The 25,324-nt window shown below is 69.0% G+C and carries 22 protein-coding genes; 6 read left to right on the top strand and 16 right to left on the bottom strand.

All coding sequences use genetic code 11. The features are described from left to right. Window positions 1-10: 10 nt before the first annotated feature. The 3 genes from EV643_RS44045 to ffh all read right to left on the bottom strand — a co-directional run bounded on the left by EV643_RS44045 (window position 11) and on the right by ffh (window position 4,789). Window positions 11-1,168 (bottom strand): lytic transglycosylase domain-containing protein, encoded by a 1,158-nt coding sequence (locus EV643_RS44045; protein ID WP_238165413.1) that lies wholly within the window; start codon window positions 1,166-1,168, stop codon window positions 11-13. Between the two features lie 452 nt (window positions 1,169-1,620). Further along, complete coding sequence (locus EV643_RS07185; RefSeq protein WP_133799158.1) at window positions 1,621-3,045, bottom strand: lytic transglycosylase domain-containing protein; 1,425 nt, start codon at window positions 3,043-3,045, stop codon at window positions 1,621-1,623. A 181-nt stretch (window positions 3,046-3,226) separates the two neighbouring features. Further along, complete coding sequence (gene ffh / locus EV643_RS07180; RefSeq protein ID WP_133799157.1) at window positions 3,227-4,789, bottom strand: signal recognition particle protein; 1,563 nt, start codon at window positions 4,787-4,789, stop codon at window positions 3,227-3,229. Window positions 4,790-5,001: 212 nt separating this feature from the next. Between ffh and EV643_RS07175 the strand changes: the two genes are divergently transcribed. The 3 genes from EV643_RS07175 (at window position 5,002) to EV643_RS07165 (ending at window position 7,606) form a co-directional block, all read left to right on the top strand. Then, window positions 5,002-5,433 (top strand): hypothetical protein, encoded by a 432-nt coding sequence (locus tag EV643_RS07175; RefSeq protein ID WP_133799156.1) that lies wholly within the window; start codon window positions 5,002-5,004, stop codon window positions 5,431-5,433. A gap of 3 nt (window positions 5,434-5,436) precedes the next feature. Continuing rightward, the gene (locus EV643_RS07170) at window positions 5,437-6,459 is read left to right on the top strand and encodes a hypothetical protein (RefSeq protein WP_133799155.1); all 1,023 of its coding nucleotides are present in this window, start codon (window positions 5,437-5,439) and stop codon (window positions 6,457-6,459) included. 403 nt (window positions 6,460-6,862) lie between these two features. Further along, complete coding sequence (locus EV643_RS07165) at window positions 6,863-7,606, top strand: arginase family protein (RefSeq protein ID WP_238165412.1); 744 nt, start codon at window positions 6,863-6,865, stop codon at window positions 7,604-7,606. Here the strand turns inward: EV643_RS07165 and EV643_RS07160 are convergent. From EV643_RS07160 to EV643_RS07140, 5 genes are read right to left on the bottom strand one after another with little or no spacing between them, the layout of a single operon-like run. Next, entirely contained in the window at window positions 7,599-8,186 is a 588-nt protein-coding gene (locus tag EV643_RS07160; protein ID WP_202869417.1) for a neocarzinostatin apoprotein domain-containing protein, read from the bottom strand. The genes EV643_RS07165 and EV643_RS07160 overlap by 8 nt on opposite strands. Further along, a complete protein-coding gene (locus EV643_RS07155; RefSeq protein WP_133799153.1) occupies window positions 8,183-9,226 on the bottom strand; it encodes a DUF2332 domain-containing protein in 1,044 nt (347 codons plus the stop codon). The genes EV643_RS07160 and EV643_RS07155 overlap by 4 nt, the downstream gene beginning before the upstream one ends. 9 nt (window positions 9,227-9,235) lie before the next feature. Next, entirely contained in the window at window positions 9,236-11,497 is a 2,262-nt protein-coding gene (locus EV643_RS07150; RefSeq protein WP_133799152.1) for a [protein-PII] uridylyltransferase, read from the bottom strand. Further along, window positions 11,498-11,836: a P-II family nitrogen regulator gene (locus tag EV643_RS07145; protein ID WP_133799151.1), complete on the bottom strand. Its 339-nt coding sequence runs from the start codon at window positions 11,834-11,836 to the stop codon at window positions 11,498-11,500. It lies immediately after the preceding gene. Beyond that, entirely contained in the window at window positions 11,833-13,191 is a 1,359-nt protein-coding gene (locus EV643_RS07140) for an ammonium transporter (RefSeq protein WP_202869436.1), read from the bottom strand. Before EV643_RS07140 ends, EV643_RS07145 begins: the two co-directional genes overlap by 4 nt. 250 nt (window positions 13,192-13,441) lie before the next feature. Between EV643_RS07140 and EV643_RS07135 the strand changes: the two genes are divergently transcribed. Further along, on the top strand, window positions 13,442-14,035 hold the full coding sequence (locus EV643_RS07135) for a TetR/AcrR family transcriptional regulator (protein ID WP_133799150.1): 594 nt from the start codon (window positions 13,442-13,444) through the stop codon (window positions 14,033-14,035). A gap of 65 nt (window positions 14,036-14,100) precedes the next feature. On the opposite strand, the gene EV643_RS07130 is transcribed toward EV643_RS07135, so the two are convergent. From EV643_RS07130 to EV643_RS07120, 3 genes are all read right to left on the bottom strand, one after another. After that, window positions 14,101-15,351, bottom strand: a complete 1,251-nt coding sequence (locus EV643_RS07130; protein ID WP_133799149.1) for a TolB-like translocation protein — start codon at window positions 15,349-15,351, stop codon at window positions 14,101-14,103. Then, window positions 15,348-15,815 carry a sigma factor-like helix-turn-helix DNA-binding protein gene (locus EV643_RS07125; protein WP_133799148.1) on the bottom strand — a complete coding sequence of 156 codons (468 nt, stop codon included), beginning with the start codon at window positions 15,813-15,815 and terminating at the stop codon, window positions 15,348-15,350. The genes EV643_RS07130 and EV643_RS07125 overlap by 4 nt, the downstream gene beginning before the upstream one ends. 114 nt (window positions 15,816-15,929) lie before the next feature. Further along, window positions 15,930-16,901: an NAD(P)/FAD-dependent oxidoreductase gene (locus EV643_RS07120; protein ID WP_133799147.1), complete on the bottom strand. Its 972-nt coding sequence runs from the start codon at window positions 16,899-16,901 to the stop codon at window positions 15,930-15,932. 112 nt (window positions 16,902-17,013) lie between these two features. Here EV643_RS07120 and EV643_RS07115 point away from each other — a divergent pair, with 112 nt between their 5' ends. Next, a complete protein-coding gene (locus EV643_RS07115; RefSeq protein WP_133799146.1) occupies window positions 17,014-17,589 on the top strand; it encodes a helix-turn-helix domain-containing protein in 576 nt (191 codons plus the stop codon). A 70-nt stretch (window positions 17,590-17,659) separates the two neighbouring features. After that, window positions 17,660-18,631, top strand: a complete 972-nt coding sequence (locus EV643_RS07110; protein ID WP_133799145.1) for an asparaginase — start codon at window positions 17,660-17,662, stop codon at window positions 18,629-18,631. Here EV643_RS07110 and EV643_RS07105 read toward each other — a convergent pair. Genes EV643_RS07105 through cydB form a run of 5 tightly spaced genes read right to left on the bottom strand, consistent with a single transcriptional unit; the run spans window position 18,603 to window position 25,314 of the window. Beyond that, window positions 18,603-19,805, bottom strand: coding sequence for an RNA polymerase sigma factor (locus tag EV643_RS07105; protein WP_133799144.1), 1,203 nt, complete (start codon window positions 19,803-19,805; stop codon window positions 18,603-18,605). The two genes, EV643_RS07110 and EV643_RS07105, sit on opposite strands and share 29 nt — an antisense overlap. A gap of 32 nt (window positions 19,806-19,837) precedes the next feature. Then, window positions 19,838-21,010 (bottom strand): signal recognition particle-docking protein FtsY, encoded by a 1,173-nt coding sequence (gene ftsY / locus EV643_RS07100; RefSeq protein ID WP_133799143.1) that lies wholly within the window; start codon window positions 21,008-21,010, stop codon window positions 19,838-19,840. 43 nt (window positions 21,011-21,053) lie between these two features. Further along, window positions 21,054-22,667 carry a thiol reductant ABC exporter subunit CydC gene (gene cydC / locus EV643_RS07095; protein ID WP_133799142.1) on the bottom strand — a complete coding sequence of 538 codons (1,614 nt, stop codon included), beginning with the start codon at window positions 22,665-22,667 and terminating at the stop codon, window positions 21,054-21,056. Further along, on the bottom strand, window positions 22,664-24,319 hold the full coding sequence (cydD, locus tag EV643_RS07090) for a thiol reductant ABC exporter subunit CydD (protein WP_133799141.1): 1,656 nt from the start codon (window positions 24,317-24,319) through the stop codon (window positions 22,664-22,666). The genes cydC and cydD overlap by 4 nt, the downstream gene beginning before the upstream one ends. After that, window positions 24,316-25,314, bottom strand: a complete 999-nt coding sequence (gene cydB / locus EV643_RS07085; protein WP_133799140.1) for a cytochrome d ubiquinol oxidase subunit II — start codon at window positions 25,312-25,314, stop codon at window positions 24,316-24,318. The genes cydD and cydB overlap by 4 nt, the downstream gene beginning before the upstream one ends. Window positions 25,315-25,324 lie beyond the last annotated feature (10 nt).

The raw sequence follows: 25,324 nt of genomic DNA, 5'->3' as shown, positions 1-25,324 counted from the left end.
CGGGGTGGTGTCAGCCGTGCGAGCCGGTGCCCTGGGTGCAGGGCGTGGGGTTCGTCTCGGTGGCGCACGGCGAGCCGGTCGGAGAGTCCGTCGGTGTCGGCGTGGGGGTCGGTGTCGGCGTTGGGGTCGGAGTGGGTGTCGGCGTGGGGGTCGGCGTCGGCCGCGGTGTCGGCGTCTGCGTCGTCGGCCGGTCGGTCGGCTTCTGCGTCGGCCTGGTGGTCGGGCGGCTGGTCGGCGTCTCCTCGACCGGCAACGGGATCGTCGGCCGGTCGGTCGCCGTGGCGGTCGGCGTCGTCGGCTTCGGCGTGGCCTTCTTGTCGTCCGGGATGTCCGGGACGTCCCGCGGGTCGACCTTGCGCTCGGCGTTGCCACCCGGCTTGGGGGTGGACAGGTTGCCCTTCGCGTTCGGGATCAGCACGGCGCTCTTGCTGTACACCCGCATCCAGCGCAGCACGGTGGCCACGAAGTCCTTGGAGTGCTGGTACCGCAGCAGGGCCGCGACCAGGTCCCGGGGCGCCTTCAGGTCGTCGCCCTCGGAGCACAGGAAGACCGCGACGGTCGTGACCGCGTCGTACACGTTGTTCGGGTTGCGGTAGGTGTCGCCGTTGCCGTCGGCGCCGAACTCGGACCAGACGCCCGGGATGATCTGCATCGGCCCGACCGCGCGATCCCAGGTCAGGTCGGCGTCGTACCGGCCCTTGTCGGTGTCGCGGATCTTGCCGAGCCCGGCCTTGCCGTTGAGCACCGGGCCGAGGAGTTTGCCCCGGGTGGTGCCGGCCACGTCGACCCGGCCGCCGCTTGCGTGGTTCGACTCGACCTTGCCGATCCCGGCCAGCAGCGGCCAGGTGAGTCCGCAGTTCGGCCGGACGACGGCGAGGTTGGCGGTGGCCCGGCGGTACGCGGGGAATACTCCGCGCGGAATGCCGTTCACCGCGCCGGGGCGGCCCGGGCGGACCACGGACCGGCCGTCGGTCGCCCCCTGCACGGGGACGTCGGCACGGGCAGGCTTGTCAGATCCGATCCGGCCGTCCACTCCGGGACGCTGCGGAACGACCATGGTCAGTTCGTCGAACTCACCGCTGTTCAGCCCGGCCCCAGGCGAAGGGGCGACCGGGCTGTCCGCCGCGAGTTGACCGGAGGCACCGGTCCCACCCGAAGCGACTGTCACGATGGCCCCAACCAGGAGAGGGGCCGTGCACAGTGAAGCGATGATTATTTTGACCCGACGATTACCACTACGGGTTAGGCGCATAGTCCCCTCAACGACCGACGCGCCGGAAAGTTACCGAAGAGCGACGGAAAGTTACCTGAGTCGATAACACCCGCGTCAACAGCCTCCGAACCGCCTAAAACACCCGTACGCCGCGCTCCCACCTCCGCGCCCGCAGGTCCCGCCCCACTCCCACATCCACCTCCAACCCATCCGCCCGCCCCCTGATCGCCACTTTGGCGAATCTCAGAGGCTAACCTCCGGGAAGGGAGGCCGCCCCCTGAGAATCTGATGGGCCAACGTGTCGTCTCGGAGGTTAGCCTCTGAGATTTCCCCCTGGGTGGGACCGCAGCAGTCACGCGGCACCGGGAACGGCGGCCGGCCGAGCGGGCGGCGTACGGATGGGTGGTTCAGGAGGAGCTGGCGGTGGGGGTGCTGTCCGAGGCGGAGACGCTGTCCGAGGCGGATGTGCTCTCCTGCGCCGTGGGGGTGCAGGTCGGCGCCGGCGTCGGGGTCTCTGTTCCGGCCGGTGGGGTGTCGCAAGTCGGCGAAGGGGTGTCCGTCGTCGTTGGCGTGTCCGACGGGGTCGAGGTCGGCGGAGTCGAGATCGTCGGGTCCGAGGGCGACGGCGACGTCGGGGTCGAGGTCGTCGGGGTCTCGGTCGGCGGAGTCTCGGTGTCCTGAGTGTTCGTCGGCGTCGTCGGGGTCGTCGTGGGCGACGGGGTGAGCGTCGGCGGCGGGGGCTTGGTGGGGCTGTCCGACGGCGAGACGGTCCACGGGGGCTTGGGGCTGGTGGGCTTCGGGCTGACCGGGAGGGTCTGCGTCGGCGTCGTCGTGGGCGACTTGGTCGGCTGCTGGACGGCCGTAGTACTGGTGGTCGTCGCGGTCGCTGTCGGGATCGGTGTGGTGTCGTCGTCGCTCGGGAGCTCCTGATTCGGGTCATCGCCGTGCTGCACGTTGCCGTCGTCGCCCGGCTCGTCGATCACGCCGTCACCGTTCGGCGTGGTGATCGTCGACTTGCTGTAGGTCTGCATCCAGCGCAGCACCGTGGACACGTAGTCCATCGAATGGTTGTACCGGAGTACTGCCTGGACCAGGCCCGCCGCGTTGCTCAGGTCGGCGCCGCCCGAGCACAGATAGTCACCGGCCGCCCGGGTCGCGTCGAAGATGTTGTGCGGGTTCTTCAGCCCGTCACCGTTGCCGTCGGCACCGAACGACTTCCAGGTCCCCGGGATGAACTGCATCGGCCCGACCGCCCGGTCCCACTGGGTGTTGCCGTCGAACTGCCCCTGGTCGGTGTCACTGATCGCGGCCATCCCCGGACCACCGTCGAGTACCGGCCCGAGGATCTGCCCACGCGTGTTGCCCGCGGCATCGACCCGGCCGCCGGACGCGTGCGCGGACTCGACCTTGCCGATCCCGGCCAGCAACGGCCAGGTGATGTGGCAGCCGGGCTGCGCGAGGGCGAGGTCCCGGGCGGTCTTCTGGTACGCCGCGAGCACGGTGCTCGGGATTCCGGCAGCCGAACCGATCGGACCGATCACGGGCTGCTGCTTGTTGTCGATGGCACCGGTCACCGGTACCTCGATGGAGGACCGCTTCTCGGTGCCGACGCTGCCGTCCACACCCGGTTCGGCCGGTACGTCCTCGAGCAGGTCGTCGAAGATCGCGTCCTGCCGCGGCTGGGACAGTGCGTGCGAGTCGACCACGAACGTGTTGGAGGGAACGCCACCGGCGACGAACACGGCAACCATCGCGGCAGGCGGAGCGAGACAGATCCACGTCGCGGTCAGTTTCCCCCGCCACGTATCCAGATCTCTGAACTGCTGCCTCATCCGAACCGTCCCTCGACGTATTCCGCAGTACCAACTCCGGGCGTAGGGACGATCTTAGCCGCCGGCTGCCCCCCGACAACCAGTAACGGTGCGTCCGACCGACGCAGTCAAGGCCTCCCCCGAGGATGGTGACTATCTGTTACCTAGCTGCCAGGTGGCGTCGCCCACCGCGAGACGGTCGTCACTTTCCGTCGAGCATGTTCTTCAGGGCGTCCGGGAGCTCGAAGTCGTCGCCACCGGCCGCCGTACCGCCGAAAGCCGCGGGCAGCTGACCGGGCGCCGGCTCCGCGGGCTGGTTCGTGGCCTGGTTGGCGCGCTTGGCCGGGTTGCCGGAACCGCGCTTGGCCTTGCCCTTCTTCGCCTGCTGCTTGGCCCGCTTGCCACCACCCATCCCGGGCATCCCCGGCATCCCGGGCATCCCGGGCATGCCCTTGCCGGTGGCCATCGCGGACATCATCTTGCGCGCCTCGAAGAACCGCTCGACCAGCCCGCCGACGGTCGCCACCTCGGTGCCGGAACCCTTCGCGATCCGGGCCCGCCGGGAACCGTTGATGATGTTCGGGTCGGCCCGCTCGGCCGGCGTCATCGAGTGGATGACGGCCTCGATCCGGTCGATCTCGCGCTCGTCGAAGTTCTCCAACTGGTCCTTGAACTGGGCCGCGCCGGGCAGCATGCCGAAGATCTTGGTCAGCGGGCCCATCTTGCGGACCGACTGCATCTGGGCGAGGAAGTCGTCCAGGGTGAAGTCCTTGCCGCCCTTCTTCTGCAGCTTGGCCGCGGTCTTGGCGGCCGCATCCGCGTCGAAGGTGCGCTCGGCCTGCTCGATCAGGCTCATCACGTCGCCCATACCGAGGATGCGTGACGCCATCCGGTCGGGGTGGAAGACGTCGAAGTCCTCGAGCTTCTCGCCGTTGGAGGCGAACATCACCTGGCGGCCGGTGACGTGCGAGATCGACAGCGCGGCACCACCGCGGGCGTCACCGTCCAGCTTGGACAGCACCACCCCGTCGAAGCCGACACCGTCGAGGAAGGCCTGCGCGGTGGTGACCGCGTCCTGACCGATCATCGCGTCGACGACGAACAGGATCTCGTCCGGCGACACCGCGTCCCGGATGTCGGCCGCCTGCTTCATCAGCTCCTCGTCGACACCGAGCCGGCCGGCCGTGTCGACGATCACCACGCTGTGCTGCTTGGCCTTGGCCTCTTCCATCGCCTTCCGGGCGACGTCGACCGGGTTGCCGATGCCGTTGCCCGGTTCGGGCGCGAACACCGGTACGCCGGCCCGCTCGCCGACCACCTGCAACTGGGTGACCGCGTTCGGCCGCTGCAGGTCGGCGGCGACCAGCATCGGCGTCTGGTGCTTGATCTCCTTCAGCCACTTGGCCAGCTTCCCGGCCAGCGTGGTCTTACCGGCACCCTGCAGACCGGCCAGCATGATCACCGTCGGCGGCCGCTTGGCCATCCGCAGCTCACGGGTCTCGCCACCGAGGATCTTGACCAGTTCCTCGTTGACGATCTTGATCACCTGCTGGGCCGGATTCAGCCCGCCCCGGACGTCGGCCCCGCTGGCCCGCTCCCGGACCGCGCCGATGAACTCCTTCACCACCGGCAGCGCGACATCCGCCTCCAGCAACGCGATCCGGATCTCCCGGGTGGTCGCGTCGATGTCGGCGTCGGTCAGCTTGCCCTTCCCCCGCAGATTCTTGAACGCGGTGGATAGCCGATCGGAAAGCGTGTCGAACACGAGGAACAGTCCGTTTCTTTCGATGGAGCAGATCGTCACCACACAACCCGGCAACTCAGCGAGTCTACCGGCCCCCCAGCCCCCGGTACGCCGTACCGCCGCCACACCCCTCTCGCGGGACCCTGTGGACAACCGACACCAGCACACCCCACCGATCGCTATCGTGACGATCAGTCACCCCAGCCCAGGAGCCAGCCCCAAGGAGGCAGGACATGGACATCGCCAAGTTCAACTCGGTGTTCTCCGATGCGCGCCGCCGACAGCGCACCGAGCCGGACTTCGACGTCACCACGGCCCAGGCGTACCTGCGCGAACTGATCGCCAAAGAGCCCGACGACGACGAACGCGACTGGGCCCTCCGCATGATCGACCGCCTCGCCGAACCACTCCCCGACCCCCCACAGCGGAGCGAGCTCTACGCGGAAGCGGGCCGGATCCACTCAGCCGCCTTCTACTCCGGCGGCACGACCGAACAACAGCTCGCCGCCCTCGAAGCAGCCCGGCGCCAAATCTGGGCGATCGCCGACCGAGCGTCAGACGAGGAGGAAGCCGACATCCGAGCCATGACGAGATCCCTGGAACACCTGGAGAACGGCCTACGAAACCCCGACTGGCCAGCCGAACCGCCCGGCCAGTCGGGGTGAACAATGGCCGACCGGGATGGGCTCGTCCCACGCGACTCCGTCGTCTATCAGGAGTTCGTCCGCCTGTACCAAGTCGCCCGGCAGCTTCGTCCGACCAGCGTCGACCGCTGGAACGGAGACCTCTACGCCGTTGCGGCCGAGAACTGGGGTGCCTTTGACCCAGCGACGGGCTCCATCCGTCTGTCCCCGAGCCGGGTTCTCCGGCATCTCACCGGCTCGATTTCTCCGACCGAACCGCACCGGCAGGCCCAAGCGCTCGCCACCGTCCTGCACGAAGCAACCCACGCGGGGATGCTGACCGACGCGCCGGACGAGCCGAACGCCGTACGGACCAGGCACTCGCTGGGATTGATGGAAGGCATCGCCGAAGTCCGGACCCTGGCCGATTTCGACCTCTTCACAGAGCGCTCCGGCTACTCCGGGCTGGTCCTGGCGGAGCCGCAGTACCCCGGCGCGTTGACCGCCGCGGAAGGTCTGATCGCCCAAGCGACTGGACCAGCCAAATCCACCGTTGCGCTCCTTGAAGAGGCGACCCGCGGACCGGGAGTCATGCACTTCGATCAACTGGCTGATGCAGTGGTCCGGAACCGCTTGGCGGAGGTCGTTCCTCACCATCCAGAGCACCGGCGCGCCGTCCGTGCCGCACTGATCCCAACGATGACCCACGCGTATTGGCCGAGCATCCAGCATCGTCCCGCGGACGCGGGAGAACACCTCGCGAACGAGGTCCGCCAACATCTCAACGCCAAGGTCGACGAGATCCGTCGGTACTACTTGCCGAATCCGCAGCAGCCCTTCCCGGCGGAACCACCTAACCCAGTACAGATGCGGGCACCGGATACCGACGTACAGCATCGTGTGGCTGGCGCCGAGCAGATGAGGTTCCTTGCCGGCCAGGCGCCGCCGACGGGTGCTGTACATGCGAAACCGGCACTCGGGGACGGAGCACGCGACACCGGGGCGACGTCGGTACGGCCCCTCACTCACTCCCCCTCGCAGCGACCTCCGGATCGCCCGCGCGAGTAGAGCGAGCTGAGCCTGTGGATAAACGCCGACCGAGCCGGTGAAGACGCCGCCCGGATTCGTTATATGCCCCGCCCGCTGGACAGCGCCGAACAGGAACTCCTGGACAGCAGGTTCTATCCCTGGAGCGACGACTACGACCCGACGGCGGGCAGCTGATGGTGGCTGGTTGGCCCAAGGGCGAAACGTTTGACATGCCCATGCCGCGCCGGGAGCATTCGCTAACCGATTGTTTGTGATCTAGAGGTTAGGGGCCGATGTGGTGAAGCGGCGGGTGGTGGTGGATGGGCCGTCCAATTTGGGGTTGAGGCCGCCGGGGGTGGGGGTGGTGCCGGGGTGTTACAAGTTGGCGGGGGCGTTGCGGGATGAGGGATTCGTTCGGAGGGTTGGGGCGGAGGAGGGCGGGGTGGTGACGCCGCCTCGGTACGACCGGGGGGACTGGAAGCCTGGGGATGGGGTGTTCAACGCCGCGGCGATTGCCGGGTACACCGTGAAGCTGGCGGATCGGCTGGGGAAGTTCTTCGATGAGGACAAGTTCGTGGTGTTGCTGGGTGGGGAGTGCAGCAACCTGTTGGGGCCGGGGTTGGCGTTGCGGCGGCGGGGGCGGTTCGGGGTGGTGTATCTCGACGGGCACTCGGACTTCAGGACCGTGGACAACTCGCCGTACGTCGGGGCCGCAGGCGGTGAGGCGCTCGCGTTGGTGACCGGGCGGGGGCAGGCGGATCTGACCGACCTGGAGAAGCTCGGGCCGTACGCGAGGGACACGGACGCGGTACTGCTGGGGATTCGGGAGGACGACGAGTACGCCGGGGACGTGGAGACCGCCGGGATTCCGTTGTGGCGGGCAAGGGAGATCATCGACGACCCAGGGGCGGCCGCGGCCGGAGTACTGAAGTATCTCGAGCGGGACGAGCTCGACGGGTTCTGGGTGCATCTGGATGTGGACATCCTGGACGCCGAGGTGATGCCGGCCGTCGACAGCCCGGATCCGGGCGGGCTGGATCATCAGCAACTGAAGGACTTGTTGCGACCGATGCTGGCATCGGACAAATGCGTCGGGATCGACATCGGGATCTTCGACCCGGACCTCGACCCGGACGGACGCTATGCGGCGGAGCTCACCGACACCCTGGTGGACGCCCTCAGCTGATAGGCACGGCGCCGAAAGACAGAGCGCAACCCAAAAAGACACCGCCGGCTGGAGTGGCCGTCCAGCCGGCGGTGGTCAGTGGGCCGTCAGCTGAACGAGACGGGGATGTAGACGTCGCCGGTGCGGTCTTCGCGGCCAGGTGGTCGCGCCGGGTCACGATCGCGCAGGTGATCTCCGGGTCGCTGCAGTCCAGGCCGGTGTTCACCTCGCCGATGTGGATCTGCGCGGTGAACGTGCCGTCGGCGGCGATCGGGTAGGACGCGCTGCCGCCGATCGGGGCGTTCGTCACCCACGCGGACGCGCCGACCCCGGTACCGCCCTGGCCGTCGCCACCCGCACACGGGCTCGGCTTGGTTCCGTAGCTGTAGTCGGACGGTACAGCGCACAGGGCGACGTAGTACCCGGCCAGCGGGTTGTAGCCGCTGCCGGTGACCGTGATGGTCTCGCCGGCGGCGGCCAGACCGGTCGCGTTGGAGGCGTTGAGGGTCATGCCGAGGTTGCTGGCGCTGCCGGGCGCGGCCGAGGCCGGAGCGACCAGGCCGGCGGTCAGCGCGGTGGCGCCGCTGAGTGGAAGTCTCACTCCCAGACGACGGGCAGCCCGTGCGGCTCGGCCCGCCCGAGGATCCGCCGTACGCCGCCCGGCCACACCTGCAACGCGATCAGGAACTCGTGCCGGCTACCAGCAGTACGGCGCAACGGCTCGAAGCAGAGCCGTGCCAACGGGGCCGACCGAGTCGCCCGCTCCCCCAGTACTCCGATCGCCCGGTCCGCGGCCACCTTGTCGTCCGGCGTCAAGTACTGCCACATGACCGAGTGCCAGATCACCGTCACGTGTCCCTCGCTCAGCTCCACGTTCCGCAGGAAGGACAACGCGTCCTCCCGCCGTACGTCGGCCGGTACCTCCCGGGCCACCGCCAACGCACCACGCAAGCGCTCAAGTCGCGCGGCCTGGTCCGGCCACACGTACGACGTAAGCGTGAGCGCGCCGTCCTCGGACAACGGGTTCACCGGGTTGATGTCGCTCCCGATCCGGTCCGCGATCCGCAACCCCGGCACCGGCGCGATCCGCCGACCGGACCATGCGTCCCGGAACACCACCGGGCTCTCCACCGCCCCGTACGACGTCCCATCTGCAACGTCAAAGCGGAAGTGATCGGCGCGCAGGTTCAACCCACCGCTCGCACCGATCTCGAACAACCGAACTGGTAACTCAACCTCCTCGGCAAGCTGCAACAGGCCGCCGTACAAGGCGATCGAGCGTCCCACCTCGTTCGTCTGCGGTGGCTGGTCCAGGAGCGTGCGCAGCTCCCTACCCCGTGCCTGCAGCACCTGCTCGAACGCCTCCCAGCCAAGCACCGGGTCCCACTCTCCCCCAACGCTCGGATAGAACACCGCGAGCTCCGGAACGTCACCGGCCAGCACGAGCCGGTGCACAGACCCCAACAACCGCAGTGCCAGCGCAGACGGCCCAGGGTCCTGCTCACGCCCGGCCAGCACCTCCGTGGACACACCACCAAGCTCGTAATCGTCTACAACCCGACGGAGCAGCTCTGCATAGAGCGGTGAGCCGAGCTCCTCGCAAGCAACCGCCTGGCGCTGGAAAGCCTCTACAAGGTCCACGCACCGAGGCTAGAAGGTCAGGCGATCCAGGACTGACTTTGCGGTGACCCGCGCGTCTTCTTCGTCCAGAGGCGAGCCGTGCTGGTCGGTGAGATAGAAGACGTCCACGCACTCGGCGCCGAGCGTGCTGACGTGGGCTGAGCGGATGTCGGCCCCGGTCGACGCGATGGCCGCCGTGACGTCGTACAGCAGGCCCGGGCGGTCGTGCGCCCGCACCTGCAGCACCGTGGCGGTCTCGGATGCCTCCGGCAACAAGTCGACCCGGCTGGCGGGCCCCCTGCTCACCGACGAGTCGCGCGCGGTCAGGCGGCGTACCAGGTCGCTGTCATCGCGCAGCGCGACAGCGAGCCGGTCCCGCAGCCGCACGGGGTCAGGCAGCGATCCGGCAACGGTCCACTGCGAGATGCCGAGGCCCTCGACCGACGTAATCACCGCGGACCGTACAGCGAGCCTCTCAACAGCCAGTACTGCGGCGACGGTGGACAGCGTGCCGACCTGGTCCGGTACGGCGACGTTGATCCGCAGGTCGCCGTGATGCTCGGACACGGTCACACCCAGCCGCCCCACTCCGACCACCTGGTGCAACTCGGGGACCGGGACAGGCGGCGACTCGGTCCAGATCCCCGCACCCCCACCGGACAGCTCCGCACGCACTCGCCGGGACAGCTCACCGACCAGACGCATCCGCCAGGGCGACGAAGCGGCGGGACCGGCAGCCCGGGCATCCGCATACGTGAGGGCTTCCAGCAGATCCAGTGTGTCCGTATTGCCAACGATGCCCGTGACGAGCTCCACCGTCATCGGGTCGTCCAGATCGCGCCGGGTCGCCACCTGCGCGAGCACCAGGTGCTGCCGGACCAGCAGCGTGATCGTGTCGGCGTCCGCCTCGGTGAACCCCATCCGGCGAGCCACCTGAGCGGCAATCACGGCGCCGGTGACGCTGTGGTCTCCGTCGACCGCCTTGCCTAGGTCGTGCACCAGCGCCGCGACCAGCAACAGGTCGGGGCGGCGTACGTCCCGGACCATCTTCGAAGCCTCGACACACGTCTCCAGCAGGTGCCGGTCGACAGTGAAGCGGTGCACCGCGGACTGCGGCGGACGGAACCGGACGCCGTCCCACTCCGGCAGCAACCGCGAGACGTACCCGGCCTGGTCCATCGCCTCCCAGACCTCGAGCAACCCCGGCCCCGCACCGAGCAGGGCGCAGAAGAGCCGGCGGGCCTCCCCCGGCCACGGCTCGGGCAACGCGGCCGCGCTGGACGCCAGCCGTGCACACACAGCAGGTGAGAGGACCAGTTCGCGGTCGGCGGCGACCGCAGCAGCGCGCAGACCGAGGGCGGCGTCGCGTTCGGGACGCGCGTCGGGCATCAGGACGACCTCGCCCTCGTGCTGCGCGACCCCTTCGTCCAGTGCCAGCAGCAACGGTCCGCCCGAGCGCCGCCCGCGCCGCGACCGAGGGGGCCTCGCCATCAGGCTCTCGATCCGCCGCCACGACACATCGCACACGTGGGCGAGCGTGCGGCCGGTGGAGTACACGTGCCGCAGCAACTCGTCCCGATCGGACATCCCCAACCTGGTCGCCACGTCACCGGCCACGTCGGCGATCAGGCGGTCGGTGGACCGCCCAGCGACGGCATGCAATGCGTCCCTGATGTCCAGCAGATCGAGCCGGGCCCGCTCCACCACCGGATGCGGTACGTCGACCAACCAGGACGCCACCAGAGCACGCAGTACGACGGCGTCACGCAGACCGCCGTACGCCTCCTTCAGGTCGGGCTCCGCCAAGTGGGCGAGCTCCCCGACCGTCCTTGCCCGGTCACGGCACGCATCGGCGAGCGCGGGCAGCCGGGTCTTCGCAGTACGGCGCCAGTCCGCCATCAGCACGGACCGCAGTTGCAGGGTGAGGTGTGAATCGCCGGCCACATGCCGTGCGTCCAGCAACCCCAGTGCGACGCGGTGGTCGTCCGCGGCCGCCTGCTGGGCCTGGGCGATCGTCCGGACGCTGTGGTCCAGCCTGGTCCGCGAGTCCCAGAGCGGATACCAGATCTGGGCGGCGAGCTCGTCCACCCGTGGGTAGTCCTCGGCGTGCACGAGCATCACGTCGAGATCGCTGTACGGCGACAGCTCCTCCCGGCCGTAGCCGCCGACGGCGACCAGCGCGACGCCCTCGGTGGGAACACCGAGGGCGTCACAGGCTTTCGAGAGGAGCAGGTACAGCAGCGCGTCGGCCTCGTCGGCACGAGCGCGCCGCTGTTCTGCTCGATCCACCATCTACAGAGCGTCTCCGTCGAGCTCACCGGTGCGGACCCGGACGATCGACTCGACCGGAACGACCCAGACCTTGCCGTCGCCGATCTTGCCGGTCTGCGCGGCCTTGACGATCACGTCCACCACCTCGGCGCTGTCGCCGTCCTCGACGACCACCTCGAGCTTGACCTTGGGAACCAGGTCCACCTCGTACTCCGCGCCGCGGTAGACCTCGGTGTGGCCCTTCTGCCGGCCGTAGCCGCTCGCCTCGGTGACGGTCATCCCGGTCACCCCGAACGTCTCCAGCGCGGCCCGGACGTCCTCCAGCTTGTGCGGCTTGACCACCGCCGTGATCAGCTTCATGCGTTCGCGCCTTCCTTCTTAGTGGGCTCCTCGGAGGAAGCCTCCTCCACCTCGGCCGGGGCGGTGGTGCGAATCGCCGGGCCGTGACCGCGCAGGCCGGAAGCGCCGAGGAAGTCGTACGCCGTCTCCGCGTGCTCGACCTGGTCGACACCGATGACCTCGTCGTCCTCCTTGACCCGGAAGCCGATGGTCAGGTCGATCAGCTTGGCCAGGATGAAGGCGACCACGAAGGAGTAGACACCGACGATCAGGTTCGCCAGCGCCTGCCGGCCGAGTTGGTCGACACCGCCGCCGTAGAACAGGCCGTCCACCGCGGACGGAGCGGCCGCCGTACCCAGGAAGCCGATCCCCAGCGAGCCGACCAGACCGCCGACCAGGTGCACGCCGACCACGTCGAGCGAGTCGTCGAAGCCCAGCTTGTACTTCAGCGAGACCGCGAAGGCGCAGATACCGCCGGCGACCAGACCCAGGATCAGCGCGCCGAGCGGGGTGACCGCACCACAGGCCGGGGTGATCGCGACCAGACCGGCGACCGCACCGGACGCCATCCCCAGCGTGGTGGCCTTGCCGTGCCGGATCCGCTCCACGATCAGCCAGCCGATCACGGCGGCGGCGGTCGCGGCCTGGGTGTTCACGAAGGTGATCGCCGCGGTGGCGCCGGCGCTCAGCGCCGAGCCGGCGTTGAAGCCGAACCAGCCGAACCACAGCAGTCCGGCGCCGAGCACGACCAGCGGCAGGCTGTGCGGCCGCATCGGGTCCTTGCGCCAGCCGATCCGCTTGCCGAGCACGATCGCCAGTGCCAGCGCGGCCGCACCGGCGTTCACGTGCACCGCCGTACCACCGGCGAAGTCGATCGCCTTGATCCCGGTGCCGATGAAGCCACCAGGGTTGTCACCGTCCAGGAACCACACCGAGTGCGCGACCGGGAAGTAGACCAGCGTGGTCCACAGCGCGACGAACACGATCCAGCCGCGGAACGTCGCGCGGTCGGCGATGGCACCCGAGATCAGCGCCGGGGTGATGATCGCGAACATCAGCTGGAAGGCCACGAAGGCGAGCGTCGGGATGGTTCCGCTCACCGCGTCCTCGGCCAGCAGGCCCTTCAGGCCGACGGTGGAGAAATCACCGATCACCCGTCCGGTGTCACCGCCGAAGGTGAGCGAGTATCCGACCACCACCCACAGCACGGTGACGACGGCGATGGTGATGGCGCTCATCATCATCATGTTGAGCGTGCTCTTCACACGCACCATGCCGCCGTAGAAGAAAGCCAGGCCAGGTGTCATCAGTAACACCAGGGCGGCACTTACCAAGACCCAGGCGGTATCGCCGGCGTTGATCTCCATCAACGTCATCCCTTCGATCGATCGGGGGGTGGCCGACGTTCTCATCGGTGGGGAACTCCACAACGCCGGGAAGCCCGCTCGCGGCCACACCGCAAACGGTGTCGGCGAGCCGTTTCAACCAATCGGTCCTCATGTTTCAGGAATGTGACAAAGCACTCCCGAAAGTGACATCCAGGTGACATCGGCTCAGGTGTGGCACTCTGGCCTCATCACACGATCGGAGCCGCGCCACTGCGATCGTCCGAACTGGGGACGCGAAATGGAGACTCACGGGGAGAGGCCGCGTCGCGGCAGGCCGCGCGATCCGGAGGCGGAGCCGAGGATCCGCCGGTACGCGGTCCAGCTGCTGCTGGAGCGCGGATTCGACAAGATGACGGTGGACGACGTGGCCGAAGCGGCCGGCGTCGGCAAGGCGACGATCTATCGGCGCTGGGCCAGCAAGGAACAGCTGGCCAACGACGCGCTGACGGAGATGTTCGACATCCAGATCCCGGATGCCGATACGGGTTCCATCGCGGGTGACCTGCTCCGGGTCTACACCGACGCGCTGGCCTTCGTGAACAGCCCGCGCGGCAGCGGGCTGATCCGGCTGGCGGTCACCGAGGCGAACCGGGACGTGCAGATCGCTTCGCTATACCGGGAGTTCCTGGACCGGCGGATCAAGCTGACCGAGGAAGCGCTCGAGCGAGCCCGGCAGCGTGGTGAGCCGATCAGCGACGACGCGGATCCGGTGCTGATGGTCGAGTGGCTCGCGGGCGTCCTCATCCTCCGGATGCTGACCAACCAGCCGATGCCGACGGTCGAGGACGTCGACCACCTGGTCGCGATGACGATGCGCTCTATCACGGAGTGAGAGGACCGACCAGCACGCTGTGACAAGGTGGTGAGAGGTCCGGTACGACAACTGCCGGCGCGCGCTCAGCCGTCGATACCGGGGCCGACGGCGAGGCCGTCGACCTCGAGTGCGGCGACGCGGTGAACCTGGCCGGTCCGCAGCTCCCAGGCGAGCACCCAGCCGCTGACCTGTAGTAGCGCCGTCCCCTCGTTGTACCAGCCGAGCATCTGACAGCAGCCCGAGGTGCGGACCGCCGCCGGGGTCGGCGATCCGGGGGTCGGCGTGGGGTGCGGGGTCTCGCCGAGCACCAGCAGGCGGCTGGGCTGCCACCGCAGAGTGGAGATCGCCGCGAAGACCTGCGCCCTGGACGCGACTGTCGGTACCTGCGGCAACGGGTACGCGACGAACAGCCGAGCCGCCACGGCGTCGCCGGTGAACGTCTGCCCGACCCACGTGTCCACCGGCAGCTGCAGCGGATAGTCGGCCGTCCAACCGCTCTCGACATAGTCCAGTAGCGTCGCCTGCCCCTCGAGGTTGTCCAGCCGGTACGGCGCTGTCGCGGCGTCCGGAGTCGTCCCGGTGTGCAGCGACGTGATCAGGCGCTCGCCGTTCCCACCAGTCCCGACGAGCACGCGGTACGTGGCAGTGGGGCCACTGACCAGCACCCGCTCGCCATCCGGCAACCAGGAGACACTGCGCACGTCCCCGGTAGGCAACGGGATGCGCATACCCTCCGCCGTCATCGAGTCGATCACGACCACGTGGCCGGGCTGCGGGAACGCCACTCGCCGCCCGTCGGGCGAGATCGCCCCCGGACTGAGGGGTGCGCCCGTCGCGATCGGGTCGAGTAGACGGTTCGCCCGGGCCCAGAGTCCGTCGCTGCCGAGCAGGATCGGCTCGTATCCGTCACCGAGCCTGCTGAGCACGACTGCGGCGATCTGCTCGATCGGCTCGATGGCGAGATCGCTCGGGTCGTCCGGCAGCCGAAGGGGGTCTCCAAGCGGAGTGGCCAACCGGTCGAGGAACCGCTCGCTCCCCGACGGCGGAGCGATCCAGAAGTCCATCCCCGCGATCTGTCCGGCCGGCGGCACGTAGCCGGGCGGGTGGGTCGGCGGCCGATCCGGCGGTACCACGCCTGGCCTCGTACCGGTGATCGCGGCGGTGATGACGGTGGCCGCGACGACCAGGGCGACCACCAGCACCACGATCGCGGTACTGCGGCGTTGTTTGCGCTGGAGGGCCAGTCCGCCGGACCAGGCCGCGTCGGCGAGGTCCGGTTCGGGGAGGTCGTCGGTGACGCGTTCCAGCAGCGGCCGGACCTCTTCGCGTCTCATCGGGGCTTCCCCGCGTTCCGCCAGTCGCCGTACCCGAGGCCGGTGCGGAAGGCGGTCATCGCGCTCTGCGCATGGCCGTGGACCGCGTTGTGGGACAGGTTGAGCACGTCCGCGATCTCGAACTCGGTGAGCTCCTCGAAGTACAGCAGCACGAACACCGTGCGCTGTACTGCGCTCAACCCGGCGAGCGCAGTACGGACCGGGTCCTCGTCGCCGGGTTGCGGTGGGGCGTGGTTCCAGGGGGCGGCGGTCCAGTGGGGCAGGGCGGGTTGGTACAGCAGGCGCTGGACGAACACGTCCGGGTCATCCACCCTGCCCCACCGTGGCGCCAGCCGGCTGAAGGCGTGCAGCAGTTGCTCCTCAGCCCGGTCCAGGTCGCCGTACACCAGATAGGCGCATCGCAACCACCTGGCCTGGCGGGCGTCCACGTACGAGGCGAACTCGGGGTCGACCGTGTCGCGCATCCGACCTCCCGCCCCTATTCAACTCCTCCCCGCCCCGGCGCCTCAACGCCTCGACGTCTCAATGCCCCAACGCTTCAGCGCCCCAACTCCTTGACGCCTCGACGCCTTGACGCTTCAGCGACGGCGGGCGGCCACGGCCAGCCGGGTCTCCTCGGCGATCAGGTCCGCGTTGATCGTCACCGCGGCGGTCAGCCCAGCTGCGGCCGAGCTGATCACCTGGCTCATCGGATCGGTCACGTTGCCCGCCACCCACACACCGGGGACGTTCGTCGCGCCGGTCGGGTCGGACTCGATCGCGGTCCCGATGCGCACGCCGCGGGCCTCCCGATCAACGGCCTTCAACCCCAGCGTGTCCAGGAAGTCCGCGCGGGCCTGGAGGTACGTCTGCACCACCAGAGCCTGCCGCGCGATCACCTTGCCGCCCTTCAGCCGTACGCCGGTCAGCCGGTCGTCCTCGGTCTCGACTGCGTCCACTTCGCCTTGTACTACGGAGATCCCGCGGGCCGCGAGCTCCTCCCACTCGTCATCGGTGGGCTCTGGTCCCTCGTGCAGGAACAGGGTGATGTCGTCACTCCACTGCCGGAACAGCAACGCCTGGTGGATCGCCATCGGACCTGTCTGCAGTACGCCGATCGCCTGGTCGCGCACCTCCCACCCGTGGCAGTACGGGCAGTGCAACACATCACGCCCGAACCGCTCCGCGAGCCCCGGCACCTCCGGCAACTGATCCGTGACCCCCGCTGCCACCAGCAACCGCCGCGCCTCGAACGACCATCCGCCCTCCAGCGCAACAACAAACCCGGGGACTTGTACTTCGACCGGGGTGTCCGTTGTCGGTAGTGCGGTCGCGGAGACCACCGTGCCATCGATCACCTCGCCGCCATAGCCGGTGATCTCCTCTCGGCCGATCGCGTACAGCTCGTGCGGTGCGACGCCGTCCCGGGACAGGTAGTTGTGCACCCCCTCGGCAGGTGCGTTGCGGGGATCGCCCTGATCGATCACCAGCAGGGACCGGCGGGCCCGTCCGAGTGCGAGGGCCCCACTCAGTCCGGCGGCTCCTCCGCCGACCACGATCACGTCGTACATGCTGTCTCCTTCTGGAAGTCCTGACCCGAAGATCCGCGATCCTGGCCGAAACGACAAGTTTCTTTGCCAGAATGGCAACGACCGGGGTGGTGGGGCGGGGAAGGAGTTCAACATGGAGACATACGAAGATGTACTTCAGGCGGTTGGACCGCGGCTGAGGAAGCTCAGGCAGGATCGGGGTACGACGCTGGCCCAGCTGTCGACGGACACCGGGATCTCGGTGAGCACGCTGTCCCGGCTGGAGTCCGGGCAGCGCCGCCCGACCCTGGAACTGCTGCTCCCACTCGCCCGCGCCCACCAGGTCCAGCTGGACGAACTGGTCGACGCCCCGACGACCGGCGACCCGCGGATCCACGCCAAACCGATCAAGCATCACGGCGTGGTGCACATCCCGCTCTCGCGGCGGCCCGGTGGGCTGCAGGCGTTCAAGCAGATCGTGCCGGAGGGCTGGCCGGGCGGCGAGGTGGATCAGAAGACGCACGAGGGCTACGACTGGATCTACGTGCTGTCAGGGCGGATCCGGCTGGTGCTCGGCGACAAGGACTTCGTGCTGGCCGAGGGCGAGGTGGCGGAGTTCGACACCCGGGTGCCGCACTGGTTCGGCAACCCCGGCCCGGGGCCGGCCGAGATGCTGTGCCTCTACGGCCCGCAGGGCGAACGCATGCACGTCCGCGCCCGCTCGAAGTAGGTACTCCCGAGCGCTCCCCGGCAGGTAGTAACCTGCGGCGGCTGGTTGTTGCTAGCGAGAGGAATCGGTTGTGGGCATCGCGCTCTTCACCCTTGGCGGCACCATCTCGGTGAGCGGCGGTGCGGACCGTCTGTCCGGTGCCGATCTGACCGCCGCGGTCCCTGGCCTGGCTGAGCTGGGGACAACCCTGGAGGTGCAGGACGTCGAGGCGGTGCCCAGTGCGAATCTGACCGTCGCAAGGATGCTCGACGTGGTCGACGCCGCGTCGAAGGCGATCAGTGGCGGCGCCACCGGTATCGTCGTCACGCAGGGCTCGGACACGCTGGAGGAGACCGCCTTCGTGGTCGACCAGGTCTGGCCGCACGCACAGCCGTTCGTCCTCACCGGCGCGATGCGCAACCCGTCCCTGGCCGGTGCGGACGGCCCGGCCAACCTGTTGGCCGCTGCCCGCGTCGCTTACTCCCCCGCCGCCCGGGACCTCGGTGCGCTGGTGGTGTTCAACGACGAGATCCACGCGGCCCGCTGGGTCCGGAAGACGCACAGCACCAGTACTGCGACGTTCGCGTCCCCCAACGCCGGCCCGATCGGCCACGTCGTGGAGGGCCAGGTCCGTATCCTCACCCGCCCCGCCCGGCAGGACGGCGTACCGGGTCGTGCAGAGCCTGCCGACCTGGATGCCACGCGGGTGGCGCTCTACACCGTCACGCTGGACGACGACGGGCTCCTCCTGGAGGGACTGGCCGACACGCACCAAGGACTGGTTGTCGCGGCGTACGGCGGGGGCCATGTCCCGTCCGCACTGGCTCCCGTGCTCGGTGCGCTCGCCGAACGGATCCCGGTCGTGCTGACGTCACGGACCGGCGCCGGCTCGATCCTGCGCACCACCTACCGCTCTGTCGGTTCCGAGACGGACCTGCTCGGCCGGGGCTTGATCGACGGCGGTTTCCTCGACCCGTACAAGGCCCGCGTGCTGCTGAGGTTGCTGCTGGCAACAGGTGAGGGCACGGACGAGATCACTGCGGCTTTCGCGCAGCACCACTGACCGCTGCCGCCTTGGTGGTCAGGTAGTCCCGCTCCGGCAGACTCGTCGTACGCCGGGCCGCCGCGCGGAAGTGTTCGGCCGCGGTGTCGGTGTCACCGAGCATCTCGTACAGGTGCCCGCGGACGGCGTCGAGCCGGTAGTGCCCGGCCAGCTTGTCATCGAGTGGTTGGAGCATCGCCAACCCGACCGAAGGGCCGTCCACCATTGCGGCCGCGATGGCCCGGTTGAGGGTGACCATCGGGTTGCCCGACAGGTCCTCGAGCAAGCCGTACAGGGCAAAGATCTGCGGCCAGTCGGTGTCCCCCGGCCGCTCGGCCTCGTCGTGCAGTGCGGCGATCGCGGCCTGCAACTGGTACTCCCCCAGCGGCTGCTTGCCGAACGCCTCGACGGCCAGCGCCAGCCCCTCCTCGATGTACTCCTTGTCCCACCGGCTGCGGTCCTGTTCGGCCAGCGGGATCAGCTCGCCTTTGTCGCCCGTGCGCGCGTCCCGCCGCGCGTCGTTGAGCAGCATCAGCGCCAGCAGCCCGGTCACCTGCCCGTTGTCCGGTAGCAGCCGGTGCACCATCCGGGTCAGCCGGATCGCCTCGTTGGCGAGGTCACTGCGGTGCAGCTCCGCACCGCCGCTGCTGGCATAGCCCTCGTTGAACACCAGGTAGAGCACGTGCAGTACGTTCCGCAGCCGCTCCTCACTCGGGTCCACCTCGAGGGTCGCTGTCTTGATCCGCTGCTTGGCCCGGCTGATCCGCTGCGCCATGGTTGCCTCGGGCACCAGGTACGCCTTGGCGATCTCGGCCGTACTGAGACCACCCACCGCACGCAGCGTCAACGCGATCGCCGAGGCCGGACTCAGGTCGGGGTGACAGCAGAGGAACAGCAACTGCAGGGTGTCGTCCCGCTCCTCCACCTCACCGGCGGGGACCTCCCGGTACGCCGCGCGCTCCTCCCGGCGGCGCCGCGCCTGTTCCTGCCTGATCTCGTCGATCACCCGCCGGTACGCGGTCTGGATCAACCATGCCTTCGGGTTGTCCGGCGTACCGTCGCGCGGCCAGGTCTGTGCCGCGGCCAGCAACGCCTCCTGCACCGCGTCCTCGGCCGCCGTGAAGTCACCCGTACGCCGGACCACTGCCCCCAGAACCTGCGGCGCGAGCTCCCGCAACAGGTCTTCCAGGGTCATCGGGGTCTCCGACACGGGACACTCGGACCGGATCAGTCGAGGAGGGCGTCGACGAACTGCTCGGCGTCGAACGGGGCCAGGTCGTCTGCGCCTTCGCCGAGGCCGACGAGCTTGACCGGGACGCCCAGTTCACGCTGGACCGCGATCACGATGCCGCCCTTCGCGGTGCCGTCCAGCTTGGTCAGCACCAGGCCGGTCACGTTGATCACCTCGGCGAACACGCGCGCCTGGGTCAACCCGTTCTGCCCGGTGGTGGCGTCGATGACGAGCAGCACCTCGTCCACCTCGGCGGTCTTCTCGATCACCCGCTTGACCTTGCCGAGCTCGTCCATCAGCCCGATCTTGGTGTGCAGCCGCCCGGCCGTGTCGACCACCACCACGTCGGCCGACTCGGCGATGCCCTGCTTCACCGCGTCGAACGCGATGCTCGCCGGGTCGCCGCCCTCCGGCCCCCGTACGGTCCGCACGCCGACCCGCTCGCCCCAGGTCTGCAACTGGTCCGCCGCCGCGGCGCGGAACGTGTCGGCCGCACCGAGCACCACGTGCTTGTCCTCCGCGACGAGCACCCGCGCCAGCTTGCCGACTGTGGTGGTCTTACCGGTGCCGTTCACGCCGACGACCAGTACGACGGCCGGCTGGTCGCCGTTGCGCTCGACCTTGAGTGACCGGTCTAGCGAGGGGTTCACCAGCTCGATCAGCTCCTCGCGCAGGATCGCGCGGGCCTGCTCCGGCCCGACGCCTTCCACCCGGACCCTCGTACGCAACCGCTCGACCAGTTCCTGGGTCGGGGCGACGCCGACATCGGCGGTGATGAGCGTGGTCTCGATGTCCTCCCACACTTCCTCGTCCAGCTTGTCCCGCGACAGCAGCGCGAGCAGGCCCTTGCCGAGCGACCCCTGCGACCGCGCCAGCTTGGCCCGCAACCGGACCAGCCGGCCCTGTGCGGACTCGGGCTTCTCCAGCGCAGGTAGCTCGGTGTCCTCGAGCGTCCGCGTCGGCGTGTCCCGCGGCTCCTCCGCGTCCTCACCGACCTTGGGCTCAGCCGTCTCCAGCGGCGCGGGCTGGGTCGGCGCGGGCAGCTCGGCGGACTTACGGCGCCGGGTGACGACCAGTCCGGCGGTACCGGCGACGAGGACGACGGCCACCGCGATGATCGCGATCAGGACCGCGTCGGCGAGCAGGGGAACGAGCTGGGAAGTCAACACGGTTCCCAATCTTCGCAGACGCCCGGTCGCAGCCCCGCATCCTTCAGGTGAGACGTAGTACTGGTTGCGTTGGGTGAGGGGCCAGCTCCGGTCTGTGGGTGAGCAGGACGACCGTACGGCGGCCCGCGGCGGCGAACAGGTCTTTCAGGAGGATCCGCGCCGTCTCCTCGTCCAGGTGCTCGGTCGGCTCGTCCAGCACCAGTACGTCGTGGTCGGCGAGCAACAGACGGGCGAACGCGAGCCGCTGCCGCTCACCACCTGACAACCGGGCGCCGTGCTCCCCCACCATCGTGTCGAGCCCCTTCGGCAGCCCCTCGACGAACTCCCCGAGGCGGGCCCGGTACAACGCGTTGCACAGCCGCAGGTCACTCGCATCAGGCCGCGCGAGCAACAGGTTCTCCCGGATGCTCGTGTCGAACACGTGGCTCTCCTGCGTCAGCAACCCGACCACGGACCGCACCTGGTCGCCCCCGAGCCTGGTCGTGGCTACACCATCGAGCAGCACCTCACCACCACTGGGCTCGAGGAATCGCAGCAGTACCGCGGCCAACGTGCTCTTCCCCGAACCACTCGGCCCGGTGACGATGACCCGGCTCCCCTCGGGAATGGTGATCTCCACGTCCCGCAGTACGTCGGCCCCGTCGTACCCGGCTCGCAGGCCCCGTACGCGCAACCCCCACCCACCGGGCAGCTCGTCCGGTTCGGCTGGCTCTGTGACCGGCGCCGGAGCTCGTAGCACGTCCTGCAGTCTGTCCAGCGACCCGCGTACCCGAATCGCCAGCTGTGCAGCCAATGGAACCCCACCGAGCACATCCGCCAATGCCAGCGGCGTCAACACCAGTACTGCGAACGCCGGGCCGGCCAGGTCCGCACCGCTGCCGAGCACGAGTCCCGCGAGAGTCGCCACTCCAACGCACACCACCAGCAACGCGTTGCCGAGCCCTGCACTCCACGCAGACCGCCGTTCCGCGGCAGCGAGTTCCGCATCGGCCGCGGCGAACTCCTTCAGTACGTCGTCCACCGAGTTGAACGCCACCACATCCGCCGCGGTCAACAGATCCTCAGTAGCCCGGGCTGCGACCTCTCCCCTGGCCCCCGCGATCGTCCGCTCGGCCCGCCGCGCGGTAGTCGCCGTCAACCAGGGCACGACCATGCACGCCACGAGCACGGCCAGCGCAACCACCACACCCGCTGTCGGTAACAGCACCACCAACAACCCGACCGTGGCGGTCGCAGTCACCGTTGCCACCAGCACCGGGAGCACGACACGCAACCAGAGATCGAGTACTGCGTCCACGTCCATCAACAACCGGGTCAGCAGATCCCCACGCCGCAACGACAACCCCGCAGGCGCCAACTCCTCCAACCGCTCCGTCACTCGCGCCCGGGTCTCCCCCAACACCCCGTACGCCGCGTCGTGTCCCGCGAGCCTCTCCACGTACCGGAACACGCCCCGTCCCACGCCGAAGGCCCGCACAGCCACGATCGCCACCATGAGGATCAGCACAGGTGGTTGCGCAGCCGCTGTCGTGATCAGCCAGGCAGAGGTCGCCAGCAGCGCCACAGACGAGGCGGAAGCCAACACTCCGGCCAGTAACGCGAGGGCAAGCCGCCACCCCAACCGCCGGTCGGGCAATGCGATCCCGTACGCACTCAAGGCGTCACCAACTCACGTTCAACCAACCGGTCAATTGGGGACTTGCGTGCGCCGACTTCGACTGTGCGGTCAGCGGCGGCTAGGAGGGTGGGTCTGTGTGCGACTAGGAGGACTGTGCGGCCGGTTCCTCGAAGGCCGGCGATGACGGTGGCTTCGGTGTCGGCGTCCAGGCCGGCAGTGGGCTCGTCCAGGAGCAGGACGGGGGCCTCGGTGATGAGGGCTCTCGCCAGGGCGACCCGCCGCTGTTGACCACCCGACAGGAGCCGGCCCTGCTCACCCACAGGCGTGTCCAGTGCGAGCTCCGCGGCACCGGCGGCATCCAGTGCTTGCCGCACCTGCGAGTCGGCCGCGTCGGGCCGTCCGAGCCGCACGTTGTCGGCGACCGTCCCGACCCGAAGCCCCGGCCGCTGCGGCACCCACCCGAACTGCCGCCGCCACAGGACTGGATCGAACTCATCCGCAGCACTTCCACCGGCGACAACCACTCCGCGCTCCACAGTGACGAACCCGAGGATCGCCGCCAGCAGGGTCGACTTCCCCACCCCACTGCGACCAGTCAGCGCGACCACCTCCCCCGGCCACAGCTCCAGGTCGAACCCCTCGACCGCAGGCTCCGACCGATCCGGGTAGCGCACTGTCACGTCGTGCAGATACAGCGGCGTCCGCCGTAGATCCGGCACATCCGCCCGCTCCCCCGCCACCGGCAACGGCGTCTCCAGCACCCGCAGGACCTCCTCGGCAGCCGCCACCCCGTCGGCACTCGCGTGGAACTGCGCCCCCACCTGCCGCAGTGGCAGATACGCCTCGGGCGCGAGGATCAGCACCATCAACGCCGTCTCCAGCCCGAGCCGCCCCTCGACCAGGCGCAGCCCGACCCCCACCGCGACCAGCGCGACCGAGATGCTGGCGAGCAACTCCAGCACCATCGACGACATGAACGCCAACCGCAGGGTCGACATCGACGCCGCCCGGTGCTTGTCGGTCACCCGCCGTACTGCGGACGCCTGGACCTTCGCCCGGCCGAACAGCTTCAACGTGGGCAGTCCCGACACCACATCGGCGAAGTGGTGCGCTAACACCTCCAACGCGCGCTGCCGCCGCCTGCTGTGCGCCTGGGTAGCCCAACCGACCAGTGCCATGAAGACGGGGATCAACGGCAGCGTCACCAGCACGGTCCCGGCCGCGATCAGATCACCGGTCGCCATCCAGCCGATCACACCCGCGGGGACCGTTGCCGCCAGCACCAACTGTGGGAGGTACCGGGCGAAGTACGGGTCCAGGTCGTCCAGGCCCTTGGTCAGCAACGTGGTCAGTCGACTGCTGCGCTCCCCACTCAACCAGGCCGGCCCGAGCTTCAGCGAGTGCTCGAGCACCTGTCGCCGCAATGTCGACTTCACCGCGGCCGATGCCCGTTGCGCCACGACCTCCTGCAACCACACCAGGCCTGCCCGTACGGCGATCACGGCCGCAAGCATCCACGCGACGGGTCCGACGCCCGCGTCCCGTAGTACGACGTCACTGATCCCGCGGGCCAGCAGCACGGCCTGGACGATCACCAGCAGACCAGTGGCGACCCCGATCAGCACCGAGCCCGCCAGGAACACCCGGGCCGGCCGTGCCCGCCTCAGCAACCGCGGATCAACCGGCCTCATGAAACCGCGACCGGCTCGACTGTGACGCGCTTGCGGAAAACCCAGTACGTCCAGCCCTGGTACAGCATCACCAGCGGCGTGAAGATCGCGGCGATGATCGTCAGGATCTTCAACGTGTACGGGGTTGACGCCGCATCAACTGTTGTCAACGTTGACGAGGGATCAAGAGTCGACGGCATCACCGCGGGGAACATCGCGACGAACAACGCCGTCACCGCCAACCCGATCGCCAGCGCCGTCCCCGCGAACGCCCAGCCCTCCCGCCGGAACCGGTTCGCCACCAACCCGGCCACCAACGCGCACGCGGCCACCCCCGCCAGCACGCTCGACGCCACATCACCCCGCAACTCCAACGCCCACAGGAGAAACCCGACGGTCAACACAGCCGCAACCACTCCGAAGCGGGCCGCAAACCGGTTCGCCCGCTCCCGCAACTCACCGGTCGTTCGTAGCGCCAAGAAGATCGCCCCATGTGCCACGAACACGGCCGTGAACGCCACCCCGCCCAGCAACGCGAACGGACTCAGCAGATCCCCCAGGCTCCCGACGTACTCGTACGACGAGTCCAGCGGTACGCCGCGAACCAGGTTGGCGAACGTGATCCCCCACAGGAACGCCGGCGCCACCGACCCGATGGTGATCACCGTGTCCATCCGGCCCCGCCAGAGCAGATCGTCGCGCTTGCCCCGGTACTCCAGCGCCACCCCGCGCAGGATCAACGCCACCAGGATCGCGAACAACGGCAGGTAGAACCCGCTGAACAACGTCGCGTACCACTCCGGGAAAGCCGCGAACGTCGCGCCGCCGGCCACGATCAGCCAGACCTCGTTGCCGTCCCAGACCGGCCCGATCGTGGTGATCACCGCGCGCCGCTCCGGCTCGTCCCGGCCGATCACCCGGAGCAGGGTGCCGACCCCGAAGTCGAACCCCTCCAGCACGAAGTACCCGACCCACAGCCCCGCGATGATGATGAACCAGACCGTCGTGAGTTCCATCTCTGCTCCC

It is taken from the genome of Kribbella caucasensis, assembly GCF_004361855.1.
In the GTDB taxonomy this organism is placed as follows: Bacteria; Actinomycetota; Actinomycetes; order Propionibacteriales; family Kribbellaceae; genus Kribbella; species Kribbella caucasensis.
The sequence above is the reverse complement of the archived record's forward strand: the minus strand, read 5'-3'. Positions and strand labels throughout refer to the sequence as shown.